We start from the raw sequence: 24,925 nt of genomic DNA, 5'->3' as shown, positions 1-24,925 counted from the left end.
CAAACAGTGAAGATAGAGGTAGTGGCGCTGGGAACGGCTGACCGGCAATCAAACTGACTCATCTTCGATGGTGTCCCGTGAAGGACGCGTCGCCGCCCCAACGCCACTACTCCCGCAAGGGAGAGGCCAGACCAGGCGGGGATGTGACTTCATAGGACCCTGCTCAGAGTGCCCCGTCACTGTTGTGTCCGCCCGGCCCGGTTTGGTCATCCAACACAACGAAGTGAATGGAGACACCACCATCATGACCACCAGCTCCCTCGCGCGTCAACCAGAAGTCATCATCGGGGTTGATGCGCACAAGAACACCCACCACGCGGTGATCATCACCGACACTGGAAACCGAATTGCAGACCAAGAATTCCCTGCAAATACTCACGGCTATGCCGACATGCTCTCCTGGGCTCACGACCACGGCACTATTCAGGCGTTTGGGGTGGAATCCACCGGCTCCTACGCTGCTGGCCTCGCAAGATTCCTCATCGATCACCAGGTCGAGGTGCGAGAAGTGAACACCCCGCACGCACACACAAAAGCCAGAGTGGGAAAGGACGACGCTATCGACGCTGAGGCTGCCGCTCGAAAAGTGCTTGCTGGTGTCGCGAGCGCTATACCGAAACGAACCGATAGCGTCATCGAGTCGATTCGGTTCCTCACGCTCACGCGTGATTCCGCGGTGAAAGCTCGTACCGCAGCGATCGTGCAACTACAGGACATCCTCGTTACCGCGCCAGCGAACCTTCGAGAAAACGTGCCCTCTGGCGGCCTGGCTGCAGCACGTCACTGCCGAAAGTTCCGTATCGACCGCGCACGCCTCAACGATCCCGTTCAAGCTGTGAAGCTCGCGTTGCGCACCCTCGCGGCGCGTATCGCTGATCTTGACGCAGAGATCACCGAACTCGAACGCTCACTCACCACACTGGTGCACGCTACTGCACCAACGCTCGTATCCCGAGTCGGGATTGGGGCCATTCATGCGGCCCAGCTGCTTATCACCGTGGGCGAGAACGTTGAACGGTTCCGCAGCGAAGCAGCATTTGCGAGGCTGTGCGGGACCGCCCCAGTGCCAGTGTCTTCTGGCAAGAGCCATCGGATGCGGCTCCACCGAGGCGGGGACCGGAAAGCAAACCGTGCGCTGCATATGATCGCAGTGGTAAGGCTCCGATATGACGCCCGAACGGTCGACTATATGCAGCGCAGGCTCGCTGAGGGACTCTCCAAGAAAGACGTACTGAGGTGTTTGAAGCGGTTCATCGCACGTGAGGTGTTCAACGATCTCAGGAACGACCTAATCGCGGCTTGACATCTATAGGACCGTCCTTCAGCAGACCCGTTCAGGTCCGCGAGTAAAGAAGCATCAACTATGGAGGGTAGAGGGGCCTGGATACCATGGAGATTCTGATGGATCAGGTCTCCAAGCAATCCATAATTGCTAAATAGCCGGGGTAATTACATTTGGAATAAACCGGAGTCCATTTTTGATAGTTACTTCGACGACCCCAAATTGAAATGCTCGGGAACGTGCACCATCGTCTTTCAACGAACCAAATGGAGGACCGGCGATGAAGCCCCACTCCCCGGCCGGGCCACCGGCCTGGCGATAAGCAGTGAGCAGCATGCTCTTCCCCTGACCAAAAGTAGCATTCGAAGGGTCAGCAGCAAACGAATGGGTAATGATGCCCTTGCTGAACTCTTGCATCAATCCGCCACCATTCTCACTGATGATGGTTTCAGGACCGAGCGGTTTGCCATAGGCCGAGGGGTTGCGGTCGTAGAACTCGCGTATCGGGCCAACAATTTCAAACTTGTGGCCTTTTACCACAGGGGGAGTGATGAACTTGACAGCCTCATTGATCGGGCCATCAAAAACCACGCGTCCCTTGTCGAGGACGACCCCCCGCTCGCACAGCTCCTTTACCTGGCTTGAGCTATGGCTCACCACAAACATCGTTTTGCCCTGGGCGCGTAGCTCCTGCATGCGCTCAGCACACTTCTTACGGAAAGCCGCGTCGCCGACGGATAGCACCTCGTCGACTAGTAGTACATCTAGCTCGGTGTGCACAGCCACAGCGAACGCCAAGCGTGCACGCATGCCTGAAGAATAGTGCTTAACTTCGGTGTCGATGAACTCGCCAATTTCTGAGAAATCGAGAATATCTTGAAACCGCTGCTCAGTTTCCTTCTTAGTCATCCCGAGAATGGCCGCATTGAGAAATACGTTGTCCCGACCTGTCAGATTCGGGTTGAACCCCGCGGTCACCTCAATGAGGCCAGCGATGCGGCCCCGGGTGCGGACCCACCCGCTGTCGGGGAGCATCACTCCAGATAGCAGCTTCAAAGTCGTTGATTTCCCTGAGCCATTACGCCCCATCAGCGCGACTGACTGCCCCGCGGGGACCTGAAGCGTCAGGTCGTCTACGGCCTTAAACTCTGAACTCAGTTTTTCGCGCTTAAAGAAGGCGATGAAGAACTCTTTGAAAGACTCATTATGCTTCAGCGTAAATGACTTGGTTACGTTGCTGAAGACAATGGCTGGCTTCTCTGCCAAGCTGGTTTGCGAATTAGAGGTTCTGGGCAAAATTCCCCTCCAACTTTCGGAACGTGAGCTGACCAAGAGCCAGCGTAGCAAGAGCGATCCCAAGCGCGATAAACGCGTTCGTTAGGAGGTGCTCAGGCCGGTCAGATCCAGGTGCAAGTGGAAGCCAAAAGACGTTGTGGAAGAGCTCCACAGTCGCTGTCACAGGATTGACCATATAAATCTGAAACACCCACTCCGGCACCTTTGCTTGCAAGAGCGAAGCAGGGTAAAGAACGGGTGAAGCCCAGGTTGCAAACATGAGGATTAGGTCTACAAAGTTTCCAGCGTCACGGTACGCAACGTTTATCGAACCGAAGAACAGGCCCAGACCGAGTGCAAACGTAAGAACAATCAGCAGCCCGAGAAAAAGGGCAAACAGCTGCATCCACGTGAAAGTCCATCCAAGGAGAAGGCAAATCCCTAGAAGAACTATCGCCTGAGGTAAGAAGTGAACATACGCGATACCCACTGAAGCAACGGGGAAAAGTTCCCGAGGAAGGTACAGCTTCTTCACGAGAGAAGCGTTACCTACGATCGAAGTTGTAGTAGTTCGCAGTGCCTCGCTGAACAGGTTGACCGTGATGATTCCGCAAAATAGATAGATCGGGAATAGCTTCATTCCTCGGTCAGCCCCGAGAAGCACACCAATGACCAGGTAGTACATGAGGAATTGGGCTGCTGGTCGAAGGTACGACCACACCCAGCCCAGTACCGAGCCGTAGTAGCGGGTTGCGACGCCCTTCTTTAGGAGCAGGGATAGAAGGTATCGCTGTCCAAAGACGTCCCAGAGCCCCTTGCTCTTGCCCGGAGTCTGAAACTCCGGGTCAGTGAGCGCTGCTTCATAAGTCACGATCGTTGAGTCTACTTCCTCTCGCTGGGGTGTTACCGGGTGAGGTGGGCTGCCGGCAATAGCGCCATGACGCCGAGATGATAGCGAAGTGTTGTCGTCACTGCATGGAAACTGAGGTGGGTCGCAAGTCGTCGTGTGCAGCCCACCACTCGGCGGCCTCGCTCAGCGATCCCAGATCTTCAGGTAGCCCGCTAGTGAAGAATTCGCCTGCTGCGTAGTGTGATCGTAGAATTTCGGCGAGTGCAGCATCGTGGCCAGCACGTTCTACGCCAACGTCATTCACGCCCGCGATTCGGGGCGGAGTGCCGTACACCTTGGCGAACGGGGGCACATCGCGGGTTACGGGCGTGCCCATGCCGACCATGGCGCCGGGTGCAATGACACGTCTTTGGTGAATGACCGCGTTCATGCCGATGTTCACTCGGTCGCCGATCTCGCAGTGGCCGCCGACCGAGACGCCCGCCGAGACCGTGGCGTCGGCACCGAGCAACACGTCGTGCGCGAGGTAGGCGCGCGTGAGCACCCAGCTGCGCGGGCCCACGGTGGTCTCCCGGTAGGTGCCCTGGTGAATCACGGCCCCTTCGCGCACGACGGCGCCCGCGCAGATGCGCACGCCCGCGTGCTGCAGGTCGCCGGCCCAGGCTGCGTTCTGCGGCAGGCTCGACATCTCGGGCGGTGCGCCGATCTGCGCGCCGGGCCCGATGTAGACGCCATCCTCGATGACGCACGGGCCCAGAATCACTGCGCCGGGGCCGATCTTCACGTTGTCGCCCACGGTAACGCCCTCGCCGATGAAAGCCTGCGCGCTGATTTCAGTCATGTGGTCGAGTTTAGTGCGGGACGCTACGCCCCCGTTGCTCGAGGGGAGCACAGCCGCCGCCGAGGATTGTCCGAGATGACGAACAGCTGTTAGGCTTCTGGGCGGTTTTGGTACAGTCCGGCAGTACCTGAACTGGCGTCGCGGCATGCGCGCCAGGAGTACTGTCGCCAATCCCGCGCTTGTTTCCTTGTGCCGTTGCGCGCGGGCTCGTGGGGAGCCCAACCATCTGCCGACTCAGGGGTGGGGTGAGGAACGGTGCGAATCCGTCAGGCGCGATTGGCAAAACACGCAGCGACGAGGGGCGAGATTCTCGATCCGGATCGCGCGGCCGCAAGGCCACAGCACTGCTTTTGCGGTGATTCCTCTGCTCTCGGGGGTGGTGCTCACCACCCCCGCAGGAGCGACGGCCCCTGTCCCGGATCCGGCCGCGAGCGCGACTGATGCCTCCGCAGCGGGTGCGACGTCGCAGCGTGTCTCGGGAGATTCGCCGTTCACGCCGGCCGCGCAGCCAGCCGCGGTGAACCCGCCGACGCTCGGGGTGCCCGAGGTTACGGTCGACCCGACGGGTGCGCTCGAGCTCACTTCGGTCGTGTCACGCATCTCGTCGACCGTCGGTACGTCCGGGCCCATTCGCGCCGGTGACGTGCTGCAGGGCCACGTGGCCGTCAAGAACCTGTCTTCCGATGCCTGGACGAAGGATGCTCCCCTGGTATTTTCGACCGACCTCGCCGAGTTGCTCGATGATTCGGTGCTGGTATCAGGAGTGAGTCAGAGCACGCGTGCGTCAAACTATTGCGGCCCCACAGGGTGGAACGGCAACTATTGTCTGCCCGTCGAGTCACAGGTGGGCAGCGCCGCAACACACACCTTTGCGCTGGCAGCGGGAGCCACGCACTACTTCAGCTACCGGGTGCAGATCGACAATGACGTTCTCACCGGTGATCAACTCCTCGTCAATCACGCCTCCGTGCAGGGCGCGGCGAACGGTGGCGGCGCACCTGTAGCGGCGCAGGCGTCGTTCAATGACGACGTCACCGTGCTGCACCCCAAGGCCGAGATCGCCAATTCAGTGGTGTCAGTGGTGAGCGGGGGCGAGGCGCGCCCGCTGCAGCCGGGCGACCGTGTGCGTGCGGGCGAAACGCTGCAGTACCACGTTGCCGTGGCGAACCCCTTCGGCGCGGACGGAGTGGGCGCAGACTGGACTGCCGCAGCTGCAAATGGTTGGGCAGACGACAAACGGCTGACGTTTACGATCGACCTGGCTGGCTGGCTTGCTCGACGACACGGTTCTTGTTTCAGGCGTGCGCCAGAGCACCCGCGGAGCATCAAACTGTGGCCCCACGGGATGGAAACCTGAACTACTGTAAACCGGTCGATACGCTGGTCGACGGGGTCGCTACCCACTCGTTCGCACTCAACGCAGGTGCCACGCACTACTTCAGTTACCGCGTCAAAGCCACGAACGACTTCTTGCTTGGCGACCAGCAGCTGTCCAACGAAGCCATCGTCACCGGCGATCCCGGCAACGGGTAGCCCAGTGTTGAGCATCGCACCGCGTTTGCAAACTCGGTGGAGGTGCTGCATCCGAGCGTCACGATCGCTAACTCGGTCGCGACCGTGCTGACCAAGGGTGCGGAACGTGAGCTGCAGCCGGGCGAAACCGTTCGTGCCGGCGAAGAAATCCAGTTCCACGTCGCGGTGGAAAACCCCGCGGGAGGCGGTGACTGGACCGCGCCGAGCAACGATGGTGCGGCGAGCGACAAACGGTTGACGTTCACCGCTGGCCTCTCGGAGCTGCTCGACGACACCGTGCTGGTATCGGGTGTGCGCCAGGGAACCATTCCCCGCGGTTATTGCGGCCCGACCGGCTGGGACAGCAACTACTGCAAGCCCGTCGACTCGCTGGTGGGCGGTGTCGCAAGGCACACGTTCCCCCTCGAAGCCGGGGCCACGCACTACTTCAACTATCGGGTCAGAGTCACCAACAACTTTGTGGTGGGCAACCAGCAGCTGGGCCACGAAGTGATCGTGGCGGGCGAGCCGGGCAACGGGGCGACCGGGGTTGAAGCCCGAACCGCGTTTGATCACACGGTCGCGGTGCTGCACCCCGACGTACGCATTTCGGATTCGAGTGCCAGCGTGATCTCGGGTGGCCCCGAACGCAGGTTGCAGGTCGGTGAGAAGGTACGCGCGGGCGAGGAAATCCACTACTACGTTGCGGTCACCAACCCCGAGGGCGGTGGTGACTGGACTGCGCCAACGGGCGACGGCATGGCGAGTGATACCCGTTTGACGTTCACCACTGACCTGTCGGGCATGCTCGACGATGCGGTATTGATTTCAGGGGTGCGTCAGAGTACGCAAGGCCGAGGTCGATGTGAAGCGACGAAGTGGGACACCTATTACTGCCTCCCAGTGGACTCCCTGGTGGGTAGTGCGGCCAAGCACACCTTCCCGTTGGCTGCCGGGGCCACCCACATGTTCAACTACCGAGTCAAAGTCAAGAACGATTTCACGGTCGGTGACCAGCGTCTGCTCAACGAAGCCATTGTTTCGGGGACCCCGGCAACGGTCAGGCCCCGGTCGAGGTGCGCACGTCGTTCGACAATACGGTTGAAATGTTGCACCCCGGTCTCGAGATCTCGGGCCCCACGGTCACGAAGATTAAGGGTGACGTAAACGGCCCGGTGCGCGCCGGTGATCACCTGCAATACGACGTCACCGTGACGAACCCGGCGGGCGGCGGCGACTGGACGCTGGCCGCAAGCAACGGCTGGGCCAGCGATAAGCGTGTGACGTTTACCACCGACCTGGCGGGGCTCGGCGGCCACGCCCTGCTGGTCGGAGATGTGGGTCAGGGAACGAATGGAGACCGCCACTGCGGCTCGGGCGGCTGGAACCAGTACTACTGCAAGCCGGTCGACAAGCTCGAGAACAACGTGGCTTCGCACACGTTCGCACTCGATGCAGGTAAATCGCACTTCTTCAGCTACCGCGTGGAGGTCAGCAACGACTACCCGACCGGTGCAACGTTGAAGAACGAGGCCTGCGCATCGGGCGAACCCGGCAACGGTCAGCCCAGCATCAAGGTATGCGGTGACGTGGAGACCGAGCTCGAACTGCAGCACCCCGAACTCGAGATCAAGAAGACCGTCGCGAACACGACGAACCCGCAGGCCGCTGAGGCGCGCCCCGGCGACGTCCTCGAATACACGGTCACAGTGAAAAACCCCGGTAGGGGCGACTGGAACGACAAGACGAACGGATGGCGGCCAACCTTGTCAGCTTCAGCGACGACCTGAGCGCCGTACTCGATGACGCCGCGTGGAAGGCTGGCAGCACCGACGGCTGTTTCATCTACGGATGCGCGGCCTTCGCGGCACCCGTCAACGGTCAGCTCACGCACGAGTTTGCGCTCAAGGCCGGTGCCACGAAGACCATGAAGTACCAGGTCACCGTGTCAGATCGGTACACGGGTGACGAGTCACTCGTAAACCAGGCATGCGTCTCGGGCGATACGCGCGGCCCCGAGGGCGTCGTGAACAAGTGCGATTCGACGACCTCGGCGATGATTCAGGTGTATCCAGAACTCGAGGCTGAACTGTCGTGGTCGAAGTCACCGCGCCCCAACGATCCGCTGCGTGCGGGCGAGCGGGTGACCTACACGGTCACGATGCACAACCCGGGCGGGGGCGACTGGAACGTCGCGTCGGATTGGGCGGGCGGCAACCCGGTCACGTTGACCAAGGATCTCACCGACATTCTCGACGACTCCGTGCTCGTCGGTCAGCCATCGGTGGGCGCGAAGATCGAGAACGGGGTGCTCTCCTGGACCGGTGGTCTCGCGGCAGGCGCGTCCCGATCCATCAGTTTCTCGGTGACGGTGAAGAACGTTGCCGACGGCATCGCGACTGACCTGTGGCTCAATGGCATGGCCTGCGCCGAGGGCGACAGCCGCAACGCCAATCTGCCCTCGAGCGTCATCACTGTGTGCCCCTCTCTTGAGATTCCCATCGGAGAAAAGTGGCAGATGTCGAAGGCCGTGTTCAACGATCAGGGTACGAAGCTCAACAACGGTGCCAACATGCGCCCGGGGCAGGTATACACATACGTTGTCTCAGCCTGGGCGGTCGGCGGCTGGCCGGTTCCCGGCGTGCAGCTCACTGACGACCTCTCGCGGGTACTGAACGTTTCTGATCTGCAGGGTGACGTGATGCTGCAGATCGGCAACGGCCCGAAGACGAAGCTTGAGGTGATCGACGGCACGATCGTCACCCCACGCATCGAACTGCACGGCACGGGCAAGACCACCATCACCTACACCGTCAAGATCCCGGAGGACGTGCACACCGGCACGCTGCTCAACCGGGCGACCGGCACTGCGCTGCCCGGTAGCGGGGCGGCCACCATGCCCGATGGGTGTGGCACCGACGCGCGACCCTGCGAGACATCGCACCGGATCGCGGGCCCGCGGCCCACGATCTCAAAGACCCAGTCGGTGGGTTCGACCGTGACCCGCGGTGACGACATCACCTATAAGGTGCGCGTCACCAACCCCGGGCCCGGTTCGTGGACCGCGAAGACGCCGATCTCGGTGATTGACGATCTCGCGCGTGTGATCGACGACGCGACCCTCGTGGGCGACGTCATGCTCACGCGCACCCACGACCCAATCGGTGTCGTCGTGCCCGTCGCTGACGGCAAGATCTCGTGGCAGGGATCGCTCCCCGCAGGCGAGTGGCTCGAGCTGACCTACACGGTGAACGTCAACGTCGACCGGGGTGGGGGAGACCGCTACCTCAGCAACGAGGCCTGCACCGGCGCTCCCGGAGCCGAGCGCTTCTGCGACAACACGTTTACCGCGATCCCTCTCGACCCCGCAGAGATCGAAAAGCCCGTGTGGGGCCCTGACGGCGACGGCTGCGTTGCACCGCCGTGGATCAACCTGCCCGTGACCCCGGGCATTGTTTACACGATCACTGGTGATGTGGTGCCCGGTGGATCGGTGACCATTACGGCCGCGCCGCAGCCCGGCTACGAGCTCGTCGTGCCGAAGGACTGGACGCTCGCGGCCGACGGCCAGAGCGCGAGCTTTACGATTCATTTTCCGACCTGTGACACCAAGAAGTTTGCGATTCCCGACGTGAACTATACGACCGGCGTCTGCTCGCCCGACGGCAACCACACGCCACCCACTTTCGAGCTTGTCGAGACCGAAGGCATCGATTACTCGTACGTGGGTGAGGTGAAGGCCGGTTCCACCGTGGTCGTTACGGCAGTGGCAAAGGACGGGTACTGGCTGCGCAACAGCTCGATGGGCCGCCACTGGAGCATCAGCAAGGACGGCAAAACGGCCACGCTGACGATCAAGTTCCCCGAGATGAACTGTCCGCCCACCGAGCCCACCGAGCCCACCGAGCCGCTGATCTCGCCCGACCGGCCCCTGTGGTCGGGGCCGACCTGTGACGACCCGAACCGGGTGCCCGAGTTCAGGCTTCCGGTAACCCCGGGGCTAACCTACACCTACACCGGCACGGCCGCAGTGGGCTCGTCGATCGTCATCACGGTGACCGCCGACGATGGACGTAAACTCGGTCGAGTCAACGCGCAGGGCTGGGTGTTCGCCGCCGACGGGCTGAGCGCGACCTTCACAATCACGTTCCACCCGCCGCGCGACTGCGACGGCGGCCCGGGCGCAGGCGCGGGGGTCGACAGTAACAGTCACGCCGACGGTGAGATCCCGCCGGTCGAGGGCGGGCCCGCTGCCGGGGCGACCGGCGCTTCGAATGCTGAAGGCATTGATCCGGATCCCTCACCCGGTGACATCGAAGTTCCTCCGCTGCCGGGCCTCCCCGATCCCGAGTGTGTGGCGGGCGTCGTCAAGATGCCTGACCTCACCGTGATCATGGTGCCGGGAGTTTGGTACGACGTGCAGGGCAAGATGGAGCCGGGCGAGACGGTCGTGCTGACCGCCTACACACTGCCCGGGTACATTCTGCAAGACACCGCGGAGTGGATGAAGGGTGACTGGGTCCTCGCGCCGGATCGCAAGAGTGCCACCCGCACGGTGACGTTCCCGTCGATCGAGGACCTGTGCGCGCTGCCGGGCGAGAAGCCTGAAGAGCCCGAGGATCCGAACGAGCCGGGGACTCCGGAAGAACCCGTGACTCCTGAGACCCCGACTGGCGGGCCGGAAGCGGGCTCCGCGTCGGCAGACGCAGGGGTCGACGGTGGGCCCGAGGGCGCTGGCAGCGTCAACATGCCTCCCGCGGCGACTGAGCTGACGAACACCGGCGGTGCGAGCGGTGGGCTCGCGGCAACGGTGGGCGCAATCATGCTGCTGCTCGGTGGCGCCGCGGTGGTGCTCGCCCGGGTGCGATCGCGAGGCCCTAACGACGTAAGCTGACCGCATGTCTGTAGAATCGCCGACCCCGCGAGACCTGCGCCGCAATCTCGTGTCGGAATCGGCGATCTACGGCCTGCTCCTGGTGTCGGCCATGCTCATCGTGGTGGCGCGCGGTGAGCAGAGCTCGTGGGAGACCTTCATCAAGGTGGGCACCACGGTTGTCGTGTTCTGGGTGGCCCACGTGTTTGCGCACGTCATCGCGCAGCTGAGCGAGGCCGACCCCGCGGCGGAGGCGGAGCATCCCTACGGGCTTTCGCGCCAGGAGGCGGGGGCGCTACGCCGCGCCGTGCGCCACGCGGTCGCCCATTCCTCGGGGATCCTCTTCGTGGCGATTCTGCCGCTCGGTATCGTGTTGCTCGGTGTGCTCGGCTTCATCTCGGGCGACACCGCGACCTGGACGGCGCTGTGGATCGACGTCGCGCTGCTGGGGTTGCTCGGTTACTTCGGCACGGGTGGCTGGACACGGCGCAGATCGATCCGGATCGCAGCGGGAGGCCTCACGGCCCTGCTCGGCCTGAGCATCATGCTGCTGAAGGCGCTGATTCACTAGCTAGGCGAGCAGTGCCCCCGACTGTTGGGCATAGAGCCGGATCGCGCGCTCAGCATCTGCGACGGTGATGCTGCCGCCCGCCACGATGTGTAGCCCAAACGCGTCTTCGAGTGCCACGAAGTTCATAGCAATGTCGTCGATCGGGCCGGTGAGCGTAAAGTCGCCGGCCTCGACGCCCGCCGCGAGAATGCCACGGTACAGCGCGAGCTGTTCTTGATAGAGCTTCTGGACGAGTTCGTCGTGCAGCGGTGACTTGCCCGCGAGCACGTCGAACTCGTAGAGCAGCCGCATCAGGGCATCGTCGGGGCCGCTTGGCAGCCCTGCGGTGATCGCGGCGTCGAGCTTCGCGGCAGCGCCCGTCTCCCGTTCCACGAGCGCTGCACGTTCGGATCCGACGCGTGCCATGCCCGCCGCGTGGGCCTCGACGAGGATCGCGTCCAGGTCGTCGTAGTAGTACAGCAGCGCCCCACGGGTGACCCCAGCCTGGTTGGCGACGTCGGTGAGAGAGAGCTTGCGCAGCCCTCGATCGGCCGCGGCGTCGAGTGCGGCCTGCACCACTTCGATGCGCCGCTGCTGCTGCGTGCTGGGTCTTGCCATGCAGCCAGTATGCCATCAGCTCGCCGCTGCTGCGGTGTGACGGAACTGTTATTTGACAAATGAGTAAATTAATTTACTCTTGAGTCAAAGAACTTGTCGCGCACCGTTGCGACCAGCTGAATGACAAGACCCCCAGGAGTAGACATGGCAGTCGACACCCTCTTTACCGGCGGACGCATCCGCACCTTCGACGCGGCTCAGCCCTGGGCCGAGGCGCTGGGCGTCACCGGCGACCGGATCACCTACGTCGGCTCGGCTGCCGATGCCCCCGCAGCCGCAAACACTGTGCAGCTCGAGGGCCGCCTGCTCACCCCGGGTGTCGCCGACACCCACAACCACCTGCTGCTCGGCTTCGACGACCTCGCCGTGAGCCTCGACCAGGTGCAGAGCCTCGACATCGTGCGCGCCCGCATCGCCGAGTTCGCCGAGACGCACCCCGAGCTCGACTGGATCTGCGCCGAAAACGCGCTGTACTCGGTCGTCGAGGGCCGCCGCCCTAACGCCGATGACCTCGTGGGCGTCACCGATCGCCCGGTCTTCATCACCACCTATGATCAGCACTCGGTGTGGCTCAACCGCCCCGCGCTCGCCAAGCTCGGCATCTTGAACGGTGCCCCGATCTCGTGGGGCAACCCCGAGAAGGACCCAACTACGGGCGAGCCCACCGGTTGGATCACTGACTTCTACACCCGCGCCATGACGATCGACGGCCTCGCCGAGCTGCAGCGCGATATTCCCATGTACTCGCCCGATCGCCGCTATCGCAAGATCACGAACAGCCTCGACATGGCCGCCAAGTTCGGCATCACCACGGTCGTCGAGCCGCAGGTGCCGCTGGCCGAGCTCGACCTGTTTGCCCGCGCCGAGCGCGAGGGCAAGCTCACGAGCCGCACGATCGCCGCGATCTACCACCCGGTCGGTGCCGACGGGGACTTCCGTGCCAACATCACGGACGCGATCAAGAACACACCCCAGCACGAGCGCTTCAAGCTCGGCCCCGTGAAGCTCTACGCCGACGACGTGATCGAGCCGCACACCGCGGCCATGATCGAGGACTACGCGAACAAGCCCGGCCACCGCGGCCACACGAGCCTCGAGTCGACTGAGTTCAAAAAGCTGTTCATCGAGCTCGACCGCCTCGGCTACCAGGTCCACACGCACGCCATCGGCGACCTCGGCATCCAGCTCACCCTCGACTCGATCGAGGCCGCCCTGAAGGCCAACGGCGCCCGCGATGCTCGTCACGGCATCGTGCACATCGAGTGCCTCGCGCCCCAGGATCTTGCGCGCTTCAACCAGCTGGGGGTCGTCGCTGCAATGCAGCCCCGCCACGCTTCACCCGACCTCGTCGCCGGCACCTGGATGGAAAACGTGGGCGAGGCCCGCTGGGATCGCGCCTGGCGCTTCAAGTCCATGATCGACTCGGGCGCCCGCGTCACATTCTCGAGCGACTGGCAGGTCGGCGAGATGGACCCGCTCGTCGGCATCTACAGCGCCATGACTCGCGCCCGCCTCGACGGATCTGACGCCTGGACCGTGGGAGAGCGCCTCGACCTCGACCGCAGCCTCGAGGCCTATACGAAGGGCGGCGCGGACGCCTTCCATCACGAGGGTTCGCTGGGCACACTGAGCGTCGGCATGCTCGCCGACGTCGTCGTCTGGTCGGGCGACCTCTACGGCATGGAGCCCGCCGAGATCCTCGAGCAGCACGTCGACCTAACGGTGGTCGGTGGCCGCGCGATCCACGATGTGCGGGGCGAAATGGGTGGCGTTGCTGCGGCGGCTCGCGTGCAGGATCCCGCCGGATCAGGCCAGTCCTGCGGCGAACCCCACGGTCACAGCCACTAGACCCCAGCCACAGATGCCCTAGTTTGTTTGATTTAGAACGCCCTAAAGCGGCCAAACTAGGGCATCTGTGGAGCCCAACGTGCCATCTCACACACAACGAAGTGAAAGAAGTCGATCATGTCTACCTTGCCCACCCGATCCGGAGTCGCCGCAGGCGATGACCAGATCGCGCACGCAGTCACTCACGAGCCGGGCCAACTCAAGCGCACCCTGAAGCTGCGCCACCTCGTCTTCATCGGCCTCGCCTACATGGCGCCGCTCGCGGTGTTCGACATGTTCGGCATCGTCGCCGACGAGACGGGTGGACACGTACCACTCGCGTACCTCGTCGTGATGGTCGCGGTGCTGTTTACGGCCTTCAGCTACTCGCGCATGGTGCGGTTCTTCCCGATCGCGGGATCGGCGTATACCTACGCGAAGGAGGCGATCAACGCGCACCTCGGGTTCTTGGTGGGCTGGGCCGCCACCCTCGACTACCTGCTGTTGCCGATGATCAACGCGATCCTGTCGGCGATCTACATGGGCGCAGTGTTCCCCGAGGTACCGTTCTGGGTGTGGGTGTTGCTCACGATCGCGATCTGCACCGTGCTGAACCTGGTGGGCGTGAAACTCGCGGCCAGCATGAACATTCTGCTCGTCGGCATTCAGCTCGTCGTCGCCGTCGTGTTCGTGGTGCTCACCATCGTGAACATCAACAACGGTGCCAACGGCGCCGAGTTCACGATGACGCCGTTCTTCTCGAGCGATGTGCAGGCCGCCGCGATCACCGCCGGCGCCGCGATCCTCGCCCTGTCCTTCCTCGGATTCGACGCGGTTTCGACCCTCGCCGAGGAGGCCGAGAAGCCCGAGCGTGACATTCCCCGCGCCATCTTCATCATCATCGCGGTCGCCGGCGCCTTCTTCATCACCGTCACCTACGTGATGCAGGTGCTGTTCCCCGACGTCAGCCTGCTCGGTGACATCGTGGGCGCCTCACCCGAGATGGCGAAGTACATCGGCGGCGCCGCATTCCAGGCGATCTTCGTGGGCGGCTACATGATGGCAGTGCTCGGCTGCGGCATCACGCAGCAGATGAGCGCGGCGCGGCTGCTCTACGCGATGGGCCGCGATGGCGCGCTGCCCAAAAAGCTCTTCGGCCGGATCAACCCGCGCACGGGCGTGCCAGTCGCCAACGTGGTGATTGTCGCGTTGATCGCCCTCACCGGGCTCTTCGTCGACCTGGATCAGGCCGCCTCGATGATCAACTTCGGCGCGTTCATTGCGTTCACGTTTGTGAACCTGTCGGTGATCTTCGTGTTCTTTAGGTTCCTGAAGCGCCGCGGGCCCGGGGCGTGGCTCGGCTTCGTAGTGGTGCCCGCCATCGGCGTCGTCATCAACGTGTGGTTGTGGCTGAGCCTCGACACAGTGTCGATGATCATCGGCTTCTGCTGGCTCGCCCTGGGCGTCGTATATCTGGTCATCAAGACGCGAGGGTTTCAGGCGCCGGCGCCCGATCTGACGGGCCCGATCAACATCAGCATGTACGAGTAGCGGGCTAGATACTGCGACTCGCAAGCTCGCGCAGCATGACGAAAGTTGTTGTCATGCTGCGCGAGCAAAGCGAGTCGCAGTATCCAGAGGTGGATCCTGCGATCGACTTCGTCGCCGCAGGATGACCACAGTGGGTGGGCAGCTCGCGCAGGAGGACCGAGGCGGATGGGCGGCTGGCGCGCGTTGTCGGGCGTACGGGATAGTCTGAACCCGCACACACCGCGAGCCCAAAGGAATACCCCGCGTGAAGATTCTGGTGGTCGAGGACGACGACCGGATGGCCGAAGCGCTCCTCGCGTTCCTCGGCCGGGCCGGGTACGCCACCGTGCGCGCAGCCAACGGCGCCGAAGCGCTCGAGCTACTCGGTTCAGACACCGAAGCGGTGCTGCTCGACCTGAGCCTCCCCGACATGGACGGCCTCGACGTCTGCCGCCGCATCCGCGGCATCTCGGGCGTCCCCGTCATTATTGCGACCGCCCGCAGCCAGGTCGAGGAACGCATCAAGGGCCTGCACGCGGGCGCCGATGACTTCGTCGTGAAACCCTACGATGTACGCGAACTCATGGCCCGGCTCGAAGCAGTCACGCGGCGCACCCGCTCCATGCCCGGTGAGGCCGGGCACGAGGCGAGCCTCACCCTCGACGGCATGCACCTCGACTTCGTCAACCGCCTCGTGCTCGTCGACGGAGCCCCCGTCGATCTCACTCCCAAGGAATTCGACGTGCTTGCCGTGCTGGCGCGGTACCCCGGCGTCGTCGTGCCGCGGGACCGCATCATTCGCGAGGTGTGGGGCACCGACTGGACCGGGTTCAACCGTTCCCTCGAAGTGCATGTGGCCTCGATCCGGCGCAAAATGGAGCGCGACTGGCTCATTGCAACCGTGCGCGGGGTGGGCTACCGGCTCACCGGGGTGTAGCGGTGAAGACCCGGCTCATCGCCCTATTCTTGGTGCCGCTCGTCGCCATCTTGCTGCTGCTCGGAGGCGCATACGCCTGGACCTCGGCGCGCGGCGTTGCCCAAGAATTCACGAACCAGCAGCTCGACGATCTGAACTACTTTCTCGTGAGCGCCCGCCAAGCCCTCACAACCGGCAACACCAAGATTCTTGCGGGCGAGATGGCCCGCTACAGCGAGCTCTACGGCACACAGATCACGGTCTACGACCGATCCGGATCCAGGCTGGTCGCGCGCGGAAGCCAGCCCGGCACGAACCCGGGATCGCGCCCCGGCGAATACCTCGCGCCCAAAGAATTGACCGCACAGATCGATCTTGCGCTGTCGGGCCGACGCAGTGAGGCGGTGCCCCCGGCGCTGCCGTGGGCGACCGGGACCGATACCGTAGTCGAGCCCGTGTACGCGGACGGCAGAGTGATCGGTGCGGTGTCGATTTCGGCGGGGCTCGAAGGCCCCCGCGCCCAGGTGGTCACGCAGTGGCTCGTGCTCGCCGCGGCGGGTCTCGTGCTGATCGTCGTATTCATTTTTGTGATTCTGCGGCTCGTGCGTTGGGTGCTGCGGCCCATGCTGCGCGTCGATCACGCGATGGCCGCGATCGAGCAGGGCGAGATCAACGCGCGCATCGCCGACGACACGGGCCCGCCCGAAATGCAGCGCATGATTCGCATGTTCAACAGCATGGCCGACGAGATCGAGCGCGTGATTGTGCGGCAGCAGGAGTTTGCGATGAACGCCTCGCACGAGCTGCGCAACCCGCTCGGGGCGCTGCTGCTGCGCGTCGAATACCTCGCCACCGGGCTCGACGAAACCTGGGAGCCCGATGTCGAGAAGACGCGCGAGGAGGGCCAACGCATGGCCCGCATTCTCGATACGCTGCTGACCATGGCCCGAACCCAGCGCCGTGATGTCGCCCTCGCGCCCGTCGACCTCGGCGAGGTGGCCCGGGACCGCGTGGCGGCCTGGCGCGACGTGGCGAACGAACGCGGCATCCGGTTCAACGTGCGCGCGGGGGAGCGGCCCGGCGCCCCGCCCCGGCCCGTGCGTGTCGTGACGGATCGCACATCGATCGAAAGTGCCCTGGACGGAGTGATCGACAACGCGCTCAAGTTCGCGCCACACGCATCGACAATCGAGGTCACGGCCGCCTACGGCGAGGGACGCTGCGTCCTGTCCGTGCGCGACCACGGCCCGGGCCTCACCGAAGACGAGATCAGCCACGTCACCGAACGGTTCTGGCGCAGCACCCGCGACCAAAACGTCGCCGGATCAGGCCTCGGGCTCGCCATCGCGAGCGACCTCCTGCGAGCACTCGGCGGCAGCGTGACCGTCACCTCGCCCACCGGCGGCGGACTTGAGGTCTCGCTGCTACTGCCCGAGACAGCGCCATCGGGAGGAACCCAATGAAGCGGGGATGGCGGGTCACAGTCGCGGCGGCCGTGATCGCGCTGCTGGGTGGACTCGTGGGCTGCGGCTCCGGATCGCCCACCGCCACCGGCCCCTACGTGGTGGCCGGTGGCGGCAAAGCCGGCGTCTACTTCACCTATGCCGAACAGTTGGCGCTCGCCGCTTCGCAGTCTCTCAACCTCGACGTGACCGCGGCGCAAACCCAGGGATCAGTCGACAACCTGCAGCGGGTCGCCTCGGGCGAAGCGCTCGTGGGCTTCGCGCAGGGTGACACCGCAGCCGATGCGATCTCGGGCACCGGAGCATTCGCCGAACCGCTGCCCATCACTGCGCTCGCCCGCGTCTACGACGAGTACGTGCACGTCGTCGTGCCCGAGGACTCCGATGTGCACAGCATTGCTGACCTCGCGGGCCACACCGTGTCACTCGGTTCCGAGGGATCGGGTGTGCAGGTGATCGCGACCCGAGTGCTCGAAGCTGCGGGCGTCGACCCTGCCGAGGTGCCGGGCCCCGCACTCGGGCTCGACACCTCGCTCGGCGCGCTCAAAGCCGGCGAAATCGAGGCCTTCTTCTGGGTGGGCGGGCTGCCCACGCCCGGCATCGAGCGGATGGCAAAGGAACTCCCGATCCGGCTGCTGGAAGTCGACACCGCGATCGTTGAGCGCGTCAACGAGGGCCACGCTGGCGTCTACCGCACCGCAGAGTTCCCTGAGAACACCTACGGTGTCGACCGCGTCACGGCTACCATGGCAGTGCCCAATTACCTCGTGGCCTCAGAAGCCGCGCCCCCAGAGTTGATCCGGAACATCGTGCGCGTGCTGTTCGAAGCGCGCACGACCATCGCCGCAGAGGTGCGAGCAGCCGCGCTGCTCGACCAGCGCGAGGCCATATTCACGGAGCCGGTGCCACTGCATCCGGGCGCCGCGGAGTACTACCGCGCATCCCGGCTGTAGCGCGAACCTCAAGAAACGCTCAAGACGAGACTCAAGAAACCCTCAAGGGCCGTGACTCGGCCTGCCAACGCTCCCTACGGTGAGATCTGATCGGTTCAATGGTGAACGGTCGACTGCCTGTGGGGCACGAAGAAGCGCCTCCCACCAGCGCCCCCACCATGAATCGTCGCAGACAGGCACTGCATCTGCATCGCGCAGCGCGACAGATCATGATTCTTAAGGTGGAGACCACATGGGTACGAGCGAACCGCTTGTTGTCGTTGAAAACGTGCAGAAACACTACGGCGAATTTCAAGCCCTGACCGACATCAACCTCTCGATCGAACGCGGCGAGGCCGTCGTGGTCATCGGCCCGTCGGGCTCGGGAAAGTCGACGCTTTGCCGCTCTATCAACCGGCTCGAGACGATTACGAGCGGTTCGATCCGGATCGATGGCCGCGAACTGCCCGCGGAGGGGAAGGCGCTCGCGAAGCTGCGGGCCGAGGTAGGCATGGTGTTCCAGTCGTTCAACCTCTTCGCGCACCTCACGATCCTTGAGAACGTGACCCTCGGGCCCATCAAGGTGCGGGGCCTCAGCAAGGCCGAGGCCGATCGGGAGGCGATGGCGCTGCTCACCCGCGTCGGCGTCGAGAAGCAGGCCGCCAAGTTGCCCGCGCAGTTGTCAGGCGGCCAGCAGCAGCGCGTCGCGATCGCCCGTTCCCTCGCCATGCACCCCAAGGTGATGCTGTTCGACGAGCCCACGAGCGCCCTCGACCCCGAGATGATCAACGAGGTGCTCGACGTCATGGTCGGCCTCGCCCAGGAGGGCATGACGATGATCGTCGTGACCCACGAGATGGGCTTCGCCCGCAAGGCTGCCGACCGCGTCGTGTTTATGGCCGATGGGCAGATCGTCGAAGAGAACACGCCCAATGAGTTCTTCACGAACCCGCAGTCGGCGCGTGCCAAGGACTTCCTGTCCAAGCTCATCACCAACTGACCTGTTGTTGTCATCAGATTTAAACCAGTGAAAGGAATGGCACCCATGCGATTCAAGAAAACCATTGCTGCTGTGGGCTTCCTCGCCGCAGCCGCGCTCACCCTCACCGGCTGCAACAGTGGCGCGCCCACTGACGGCGGAGATACTGCCGGCGGTACTGACTCGGCCGAGGTCGCCGAAGGCGTCGTCCTTGAGGGCAGCCCCACGTTCGACAAGATGGTTGCGGCCGACAAAGTCGTCATCGGGGTGAAGGAGGACCAGCCGGGCCTCGGCTACCTCGACAACGTGACCGGCGAGCGCAGCGGATTCGACGTCGATATTGCTCGCTGGATCGCCGGCTCGCTCGGCTTCGACGAGAGCAAGATCGAGTACAAGCCGATTGCTTCGGCGAACCGCGAGCAGGCCATCGTCAATGGCGACGTCGACTACTACGTCGGCACCTACTCCATCAACGACAAGCGCAAGCAAGACATCGACTTCGCCGGCCCCTACTTCGTGACCGGTCAGGGACTCCTGGTGAAGAGCGGCGGCACCGACTACCAGTCGCTCGAAGAGCTCGACGGCAAGACCGTGTGCTCGGCCACCGGATCCACCCCGATCCAGAACATCAAGGAGAACTTCCCGGGCATCAAGACCCAGGAGTTCGACCTGTATTCGGCCTGCGTGGAGAACCTCGTGAACGGTCAGGTAGACGCGGTGACCACCGACCAGGCGATCCTCATCGGCTACGCCGCGCAGGATCCCGAGAACCTCATGGTGACGAGCGGCCCGCTTCTGACCGAGGAGCTCTACGGTGTGGGCCTGCCCAAGGGTGATGACGTGCTGCGTGCGCACATCAATGACCTCTTCACCGACGGTGGCGACACCTGGCAGGAGATCTTTGACGCCAACCTGGGCGACTCGGGCATCAAGGTCGAGCAGCCCGCGGTCGACGCCTACTAAACCCAATTGTGGGGGCGGGAAACCGCCCCCACACTATTTCTCAACGGAGAGGAAGACGGATGGACGTCATCTTCGGCAACCTGGATCTCTGGAGCCTGGCCATCAGAAACACCCTGCTGGTGTTCCTGCTTGGCGGTGTGATCGCCCTGGGGCTCGGAGTACTCGTGGGCGCAATGCGCGTCTCACCCGTGCCCATCGCGCGGGGAGTCGGGACCCTGTATGTCAACATCATTCGCAATACGCCGCTCACCCTGGTCTTCTTCTTCTTCGTGCTCGGCTACCCGGCGTTGGGGCTTCCGAAGATGGACCCCCTCGCGCTGAGCATCCTCGCCATCGGCGTATACACGGCGACCTACGTCGCCGAGGTGCTGCGGGCGGGCATCAACACGGTGCCCGTGGGACAGGCCGAGGCCGCTCGGGCGATCGGGCTGCCGTTCGGTCAGGTGATGGGGATCGTGGTGCTGCCGCAGGCATTTCGCTCGGTTGTGCCACCCATGATGAGTGTGTTCATCGCGCTGTTGAAGAACACGACCGTGGCCGCCGGATTCTCGGTGGCTGAGCTGGGTGCCCTGCGCGCCACCGTGAACGACGCGGCCGGCCGGCCGGGCAGCCCGATGGAAGTGCTGCTGTGGGTCGCCGCGGTGTTCGTGGTGCTCGTGCTGCTGCTGAGCTTGGTGCAAAACCGTCTCGAGAAGAAGTGGAGGATCGTGCGATGACTTCGGTCCTGTATGACGTGCCCGGCCCCAAGGCGATCGCCCGCAACCGCGTCCTCGCGGTCATCACGGTGTTCGTGGTCGCCGCCCTCGTGGGCTTCTTGATCTACCGCTTCGCACTGTCGGGGCAGTTCTCAGCCCAAAAGTGGGGCATCTTCACGTACACGACGATCTGGAATCAGATTCTTGTCGCGCTGGGGAAGACGCTCGCGGCATTCGGGCTCGCGGCGGTGCTGAGCGTGGTGTTGGGATTCGTGCTCGCGATCGGACGCCTGTCGGATCACCGCTGGGTGCGCATCCCCGTCACCACCATTACCGAGCTCTTCCGGGCAGTGCCCGTGCTCGTGATGATGATGCTGCTGTACTACGGTCTGCCCTCTGTCGGGGTAAAGATGGAGCCCTACTGGGCGGTCGTGATCGCCCTCGTGGCCTACAACGGTTCGGTGCTTGCCGAGGCGATCCGGGCCGGTATCGAGTCGCTGCCGCGTGGGCAGCGAGAGGCCGGTTACTCGATCGGCCTGCGCAAGAGCGGTGTGATGCGCCTGATCCTGCTGCCGCAGGCGGTGCGCGCGATGCTGCCGGTGATCGTGGCGCAGCTCGTGGTGACCATGAAGGACACCGCGCTGGGCTTCATCATCACCTATCCCGAGCTGTTGTACTTGGCGAAGCAGCTCAGCAGTAACGTGCAGTTTGGGCGGCCGCTGCTGCAGTCAGCGTTCGTGATCGGTGGCATCTACATTGTGATGTGTCTCATTCTGTCGGGTATCGCGAAGTGGCTCGAGGGCCGCATGCACAAGAAGCCGAAGGCGCAGGGCGGGGTCAACACGACGACGATTCCTGTGCAGCCGGGGGATCCGCGTCTGATTGAGGGCACGGTCACCGAGGTCATCGCAGCCCAGGGTGAACGGTAGCTGCATCGGTGACAGTGACAAGCCTCGCGGCGACCGTCCAGTTCTTGCCCGAAGAGGGGGATTGGACGGTCGTCGCATTGCTGATTGCCGCCGGATTTGCGGCGGGCTGGATCGACGCGGTCGTCGGTGGCGGCGGACTGCTGCAGCTGCCAGCGCTGCTGCTCGCGCCGGGCATCACGCCGGTGCAGGCCCTCGCGACGAACAAGCTGGCCTCGGTGTTCGGCACCGCTACGAGCAGCGTGACCTACTACCGGGCGGTGAAACCGAGCCTGCGCAGCACCTGGCCGATGGCCGTGATCGCGCTGGCCGGGTCCTTTGCCGGCGCCTCGGTGGCCTCGGCGCTGCCCGCCAGCGTCTTCAAACCGATCATCGTGGTCGCGCTCGTGGCGGTCGCCCTCATCACCCTGTTCAAGCCCGCGCTCGGCGCCGTGACGAAGCTCAAGCACCGGGCGTCGAAGCGCACAGTGATCGCGTCGACCGCCGGCGCCATGATCGGGTTCTACGACGGCGTGCTCGGGCCGGGCACCGGAGTGTTCCTGGTGATCGCGCTTGTCGGGCTGCTCGGCTATGACTTCTTGCAGGCGAGCGCGCAGGCCAAGATTGTGAACCTCGCCACCAACGTGGGGGCGCTCTTGTTCTTCATTCCGCTGGGCGCGGTGCTGTGGCCGCTGGGCCTCGCGATGGGTCTCGCCAATGTGCTCGGTAGCTTCTTGGGGGCACGCATGGCAATCGCGAAGGGCGCCAAATTTGTGCGGGTGCTGTTTCTGCTGGTGGTGGCAGTGCTCGTCGTGAAACTCGGCTACGACATCTGGGCGGAGCGGTAATCGCTCCCCTCAGCGCCGAGCTTCAAGCATCAATCCGGCTTCAAGCATCAATTTTTCGTGAAAAGTGATGTTTGGAGGTGGAATGGTGCTGTTCGCGAGGCTTGATTTGCTCAGCACAAAGACAATGAACTGCGCAGTGTGACGAGAACTTTCCCCGAGGCTCCCGTCACACTGCGCAGTTCAGCTTGTGCTCCTAGCCGCGGTCGACCAGACCGTAGTCCTCCAGTAGCTGCCCCACCACGTTGTTCTCGATGTGGTGATGGGCAAACTTGCGTGCGAGCGGGCCGCCGGGGATCTTGAAGTCCTCGCCGTCCCGCATCTTGTTGACCGCCTTGAACAGCGCGCGCACGTCGTAGGTCGAGTTGAAGACCTCGGGCACGCCGCGCTCAACACCCAGCAGCGTGTACACGGCCTCCATCGGGGTGCGCACCGAGTACTCAGTGGTGAAGATGCAGTCACGCTCCTGGGACTGCGCAAACTGGCCAATGAACGCGAAGTTCGTAGCGCCCTCGGGCACCACTGCAGGGCGATCGCTGTGCTTGCGCGGCATAAAGAAGGCCGTGACATACGGCATCATCACGGGCACCGTCTTGGCGCCAGTCGCCGCCATGTCGGCAATCTGATCCTGGGGGACACCCAGGTGGTAAAGCCACTCCTGCGTGATCTCCTCACCGGTGCAATCCTGCATCGACTTCTTCACGTAGTCACCAATGGCCTCGGGGAAGAGCCCGTAGACCCACACGACGATCTGGTCGTCGGGCTGCTTCTTGAAGTGCGGCTGACGGTTGACCGTCCACGACATGAGCCAGCTCGAATCCATCACGGTGACGATGCCACCGGTGACGACCTTGCCGCTGAACGGATCGCGCTTCGAGATCTTCTGAATGTATTCGGGGATGCGCTTGTCGAGCGTCGTGACGGTGGCCGACTCCCACTTCGTCTTGGGAATGTCGCGGCCGAAGACGTCGGGCTTGCCGAACGCGGGGTCCTTCGCCGCGATCTTGCGCCACAGATCCCAGGCGGGAGCGGGTCCGGTCTTCAGCTTCGCCGGGGTCTTGTGGTCGCCGTCGTCGGAGTTCTCGGTGAGCGACCCAATCGTCATGAAGAGCAGATCGTCCTCGGTGAGGTCGATGTGCTTCGTCTCGCCCGCCTCGACGAGGTGGATGCGGCTCGCCTGCTTGCGGTTCTCGTCTGCTTCGATCTTGAAATCGACGTCGGAAATTACCGTGCTGTACTGGAATTTCACGCCCTGCTCGATCAGCCAGGTGACCAGGGGCAGCACGAGCGACTCGTACTGGATGAACCGCGTAAACTTCAGCGTCGAGAAGTCGGGCAGGCCCTGAATCTGGTGGATGAAGCGGTGCAAGTACAGCTTCATTTCGAGGGCTGAATGCCACTCCTCGAAGGCGAACATCGTGCGCCAGTACAGCCAAAAGTTGCTGTCAAGGAACGCGCTCGTGAATACCTCATCGATGCGCTTGTCTTCCATCTCCTCGGGCAGCGCCATGAAGATGTTCGAGATCTCTTGCTGTGCTTTCTGGCTGAGTCCGAACTTGAAATCGGTGCCGCCGTCTTCACCCTGGTTCTTCGTGGTGCGGCGCAGCGTTGAGTTCGGGTCGTCGCGGTTCAGCCAGAAGAACTCGTCGAGCACACTCGCGTTTTCCTCCTCCAGCGACGGGATTGAACGGAAGAGATCCCAGAGGCACTCGAAGTTGCTCTCCATCTCGCGTCCGCCTCGAATCACGAATCCCTTCTCTGGGATATCAAGACCGTCAAGTGCGCCGCCGGGAATGCCCTGCTGTTCGAAGATGGTGATCTTTGAACCGTCCATTTGTCCGTCACGGATCAAGAAAGCGGCGCCGGCTAGGGCCGCGAGACCGGATCCCACGAACCAGGCGCGTTTGGAATCCACTCCCTGAGGCTTTCGTGGTCGAGCAAATGCCTCGTAGTTACCGCTTGTGTAGCGCATGCAAACCCCTTCGTCAGCTGTGACGGAGCAAGAAGTACCTCAGCCCCCGGATAGCCCCGGACAACACGGCGAGTCCGACACAAGTAACTTCACACGT

At 63.5% G+C, this 24,925-nt stretch carries 22 protein-coding genes; 17 read left to right on the top strand and 5 right to left on the bottom strand.

The window, feature by feature from the left end; translation table 11 throughout:
• Positions 1-244: 244 nt before the first annotated feature.
• Positions 245-1,303, top strand: coding sequence for an IS110 family RNA-guided transposase (locus C795_RS0102785; protein WP_017791760.1), 1,059 nt, complete (start codon positions 245-247; stop codon positions 1,301-1,303).
• Between the two features lie 129 nt (positions 1,304-1,432).
• Here the strand turns inward: C795_RS0102785 and C795_RS17735 are convergent, their stop codons facing one another.
• The 3 genes from C795_RS17735 to C795_RS0102770 all read right to left on the bottom strand — a co-directional run bounded on the left by C795_RS17735 (position 1,433) and on the right by C795_RS0102770 (position 4,248).
• Positions 1,433-2,548 carry an ATP-binding cassette domain-containing protein gene (locus C795_RS17735; RefSeq protein ID WP_017792239.1) on the bottom strand — a complete coding sequence of 372 codons (1,116 nt, stop codon included), beginning with the start codon at positions 2,546-2,548 and terminating at the stop codon, positions 1,433-1,435.
• A 13-nt stretch (positions 2,549-2,561) separates the two neighbouring features.
• Positions 2,562-3,428: an ABC transporter permease gene (locus tag C795_RS0102775; protein WP_017792238.1), complete on the bottom strand. Its 867-nt coding sequence runs from the start codon at positions 3,426-3,428 to the stop codon at positions 2,562-2,564.
• A gap of 97 nt (positions 3,429-3,525) precedes the next feature.
• Positions 3,526-4,248: a DapH/DapD/GlmU-related protein gene (locus C795_RS0102770; RefSeq protein ID WP_017792237.1), complete on the bottom strand. Its 723-nt coding sequence runs from the start codon at positions 4,246-4,248 to the stop codon at positions 3,526-3,528.
• A gap of 355 nt (positions 4,249-4,603) precedes the next feature.
• Here C795_RS0102770 and C795_RS0102765 point away from each other — a divergent pair, with 355 nt between their 5' ends.
• From C795_RS0102765 to C795_RS16440, 6 genes are read left to right on the top strand one after another with little or no spacing between them, the layout of a single operon-like run.
• Complete coding sequence (locus C795_RS0102765) at positions 4,604-5,605, top strand: hypothetical protein (protein WP_017792236.1); 1,002 nt, start codon at positions 4,604-4,606, stop codon at positions 5,603-5,605.
• Positions 5,581-5,781: a hypothetical protein gene (locus C795_RS0102760; RefSeq protein WP_017792235.1), complete on the top strand. Its 201-nt coding sequence runs from the start codon at positions 5,581-5,583 to the stop codon at positions 5,779-5,781. Before C795_RS0102765 ends, C795_RS0102760 begins: the two co-directional genes overlap by 25 nt.
• A 42-nt stretch (positions 5,782-5,823) precedes the next feature.
• Positions 5,824-6,927, top strand: a complete 1,104-nt coding sequence (locus C795_RS0102755; protein ID WP_198008414.1) for a hypothetical protein — start codon at positions 5,824-5,826, stop codon at positions 6,925-6,927.
• Positions 6,867-7,550: a DUF11 domain-containing protein gene (locus tag C795_RS0102750; RefSeq protein WP_017792233.1), complete on the top strand. Its 684-nt coding sequence runs from the start codon at positions 6,867-6,869 to the stop codon at positions 7,548-7,550. The genes C795_RS0102755 and C795_RS0102750 overlap by 61 nt, the downstream gene beginning before the upstream one ends.
• On the top strand, positions 7,514-10,654 hold the full coding sequence (locus C795_RS0102745) for a DUF7927 domain-containing protein (RefSeq protein ID WP_017792232.1): 3,141 nt from the start codon (positions 7,514-7,516) through the stop codon (positions 10,652-10,654). Before C795_RS0102750 ends, C795_RS0102745 begins: the two co-directional genes overlap by 37 nt.
• Positions 10,655-10,658: 4 nt before the next feature.
• On the top strand, positions 10,659-11,204 hold the full coding sequence (locus C795_RS16440; protein ID WP_017792231.1) for a hypothetical protein: 546 nt from the start codon (positions 10,659-10,661) through the stop codon (positions 11,202-11,204).
• Here the strand turns inward: C795_RS16440 and C795_RS0102735 are convergent, their stop codons facing one another.
• Positions 11,205-11,801, bottom strand: a complete 597-nt coding sequence (locus tag C795_RS0102735) for a TetR/AcrR family transcriptional regulator (protein ID WP_017792230.1) — start codon at positions 11,799-11,801, stop codon at positions 11,205-11,207.
• A 144-nt stretch (positions 11,802-11,945) separates the two neighbouring features.
• Here C795_RS0102735 and C795_RS0102730 point away from each other — a divergent pair, with 144 nt between their 5' ends.
• The 10 genes from C795_RS0102730 to C795_RS0102685 all read left to right on the top strand — a co-directional run bounded on the left by C795_RS0102730 (position 11,946) and on the right by C795_RS0102685 (position 22,859).
• Positions 11,946-13,649, top strand: coding sequence for an amidohydrolase (locus tag C795_RS0102730; protein ID WP_017792229.1), 1,704 nt, complete (start codon positions 11,946-11,948; stop codon positions 13,647-13,649).
• 117 nt (positions 13,650-13,766) lie between these two features.
• Positions 13,767-15,179 carry an APC family permease gene (locus tag C795_RS0102725; RefSeq protein ID WP_017792228.1) on the top strand — a complete coding sequence of 471 codons (1,413 nt, stop codon included), beginning with the start codon at positions 13,767-13,769 and terminating at the stop codon, positions 15,177-15,179.
• A 244-nt stretch (positions 15,180-15,423) separates the two neighbouring features.
• Positions 15,424-16,095 (top strand): response regulator transcription factor, encoded by a 672-nt coding sequence (locus C795_RS0102720; RefSeq protein WP_017792227.1) that lies wholly within the window; start codon positions 15,424-15,426, stop codon positions 16,093-16,095.
• Between the two features lie 2 nt (positions 16,096-16,097).
• The gene (locus tag C795_RS0102715) at positions 16,098-17,537 is read left to right on the top strand and encodes a sensor histidine kinase (RefSeq protein WP_017792226.1); all 1,440 of its coding nucleotides are present in this window, start codon (positions 16,098-16,100) and stop codon (positions 17,535-17,537) included.
• Complete coding sequence (locus tag C795_RS0102710) at positions 17,534-18,490, top strand: TAXI family TRAP transporter solute-binding subunit (RefSeq protein WP_017792225.1); 957 nt, start codon at positions 17,534-17,536, stop codon at positions 18,488-18,490. The genes C795_RS0102715 and C795_RS0102710 overlap by 4 nt, the downstream gene beginning before the upstream one ends.
• Positions 18,491-18,722: 232 nt before the next feature.
• Entirely contained in the window at positions 18,723-19,469 is a 747-nt protein-coding gene (locus C795_RS0102705; RefSeq protein WP_017792224.1) for an amino acid ABC transporter ATP-binding protein, read from the top strand.
• A gap of 45 nt (positions 19,470-19,514) precedes the next feature.
• Positions 19,515-20,411 carry a glutamate ABC transporter substrate-binding protein gene (locus C795_RS0102700; RefSeq protein WP_017792223.1) on the top strand — a complete coding sequence of 299 codons (897 nt, stop codon included), beginning with the start codon at positions 19,515-19,517 and terminating at the stop codon, positions 20,409-20,411.
• 59 nt (positions 20,412-20,470) lie between these two features.
• Positions 20,471-21,127 carry an amino acid ABC transporter permease gene (locus C795_RS0102695; RefSeq protein WP_017792222.1) on the top strand — a complete coding sequence of 219 codons (657 nt, stop codon included), beginning with the start codon at positions 20,471-20,473 and terminating at the stop codon, positions 21,125-21,127.
• The gene (locus C795_RS0102690; RefSeq protein WP_017792221.1) at positions 21,124-22,035 is read left to right on the top strand and encodes an amino acid ABC transporter permease; all 912 of its coding nucleotides are present in this window, start codon (positions 21,124-21,126) and stop codon (positions 22,033-22,035) included. Before C795_RS0102695 ends, C795_RS0102690 begins: the two co-directional genes overlap by 4 nt.
• Positions 22,036-22,049: 14 nt before the next feature.
• A complete protein-coding gene (locus C795_RS0102685) occupies positions 22,050-22,859 on the top strand; it encodes a sulfite exporter TauE/SafE family protein (RefSeq protein WP_017792220.1) in 810 nt (269 codons plus the stop codon).
• Positions 22,860-23,052: 193 nt separating this feature from the next.
• Here C795_RS0102685 and C795_RS0102680 read toward each other — a convergent pair whose 3' ends face one another.
• Positions 23,053-24,828: an oleate hydratase gene (locus tag C795_RS0102680; RefSeq protein ID WP_026139400.1), complete on the bottom strand. Its 1,776-nt coding sequence runs from the start codon at positions 24,826-24,828 to the stop codon at positions 23,053-23,055.
• Between the last annotated feature and the right edge of the window lie 97 nt (positions 24,829-24,925).

The organism is Leucobacter salsicius M1-8, from assembly GCF_000350525.1.
Lineage (GTDB): Bacteria > Actinomycetota > Actinomycetes > Actinomycetales > Microbacteriaceae > Leucobacter > Leucobacter salsicius.
Note: the sequence above shows the minus strand (reverse complement) of the source record. Positions and strands in the feature narration are given on the sequence as shown.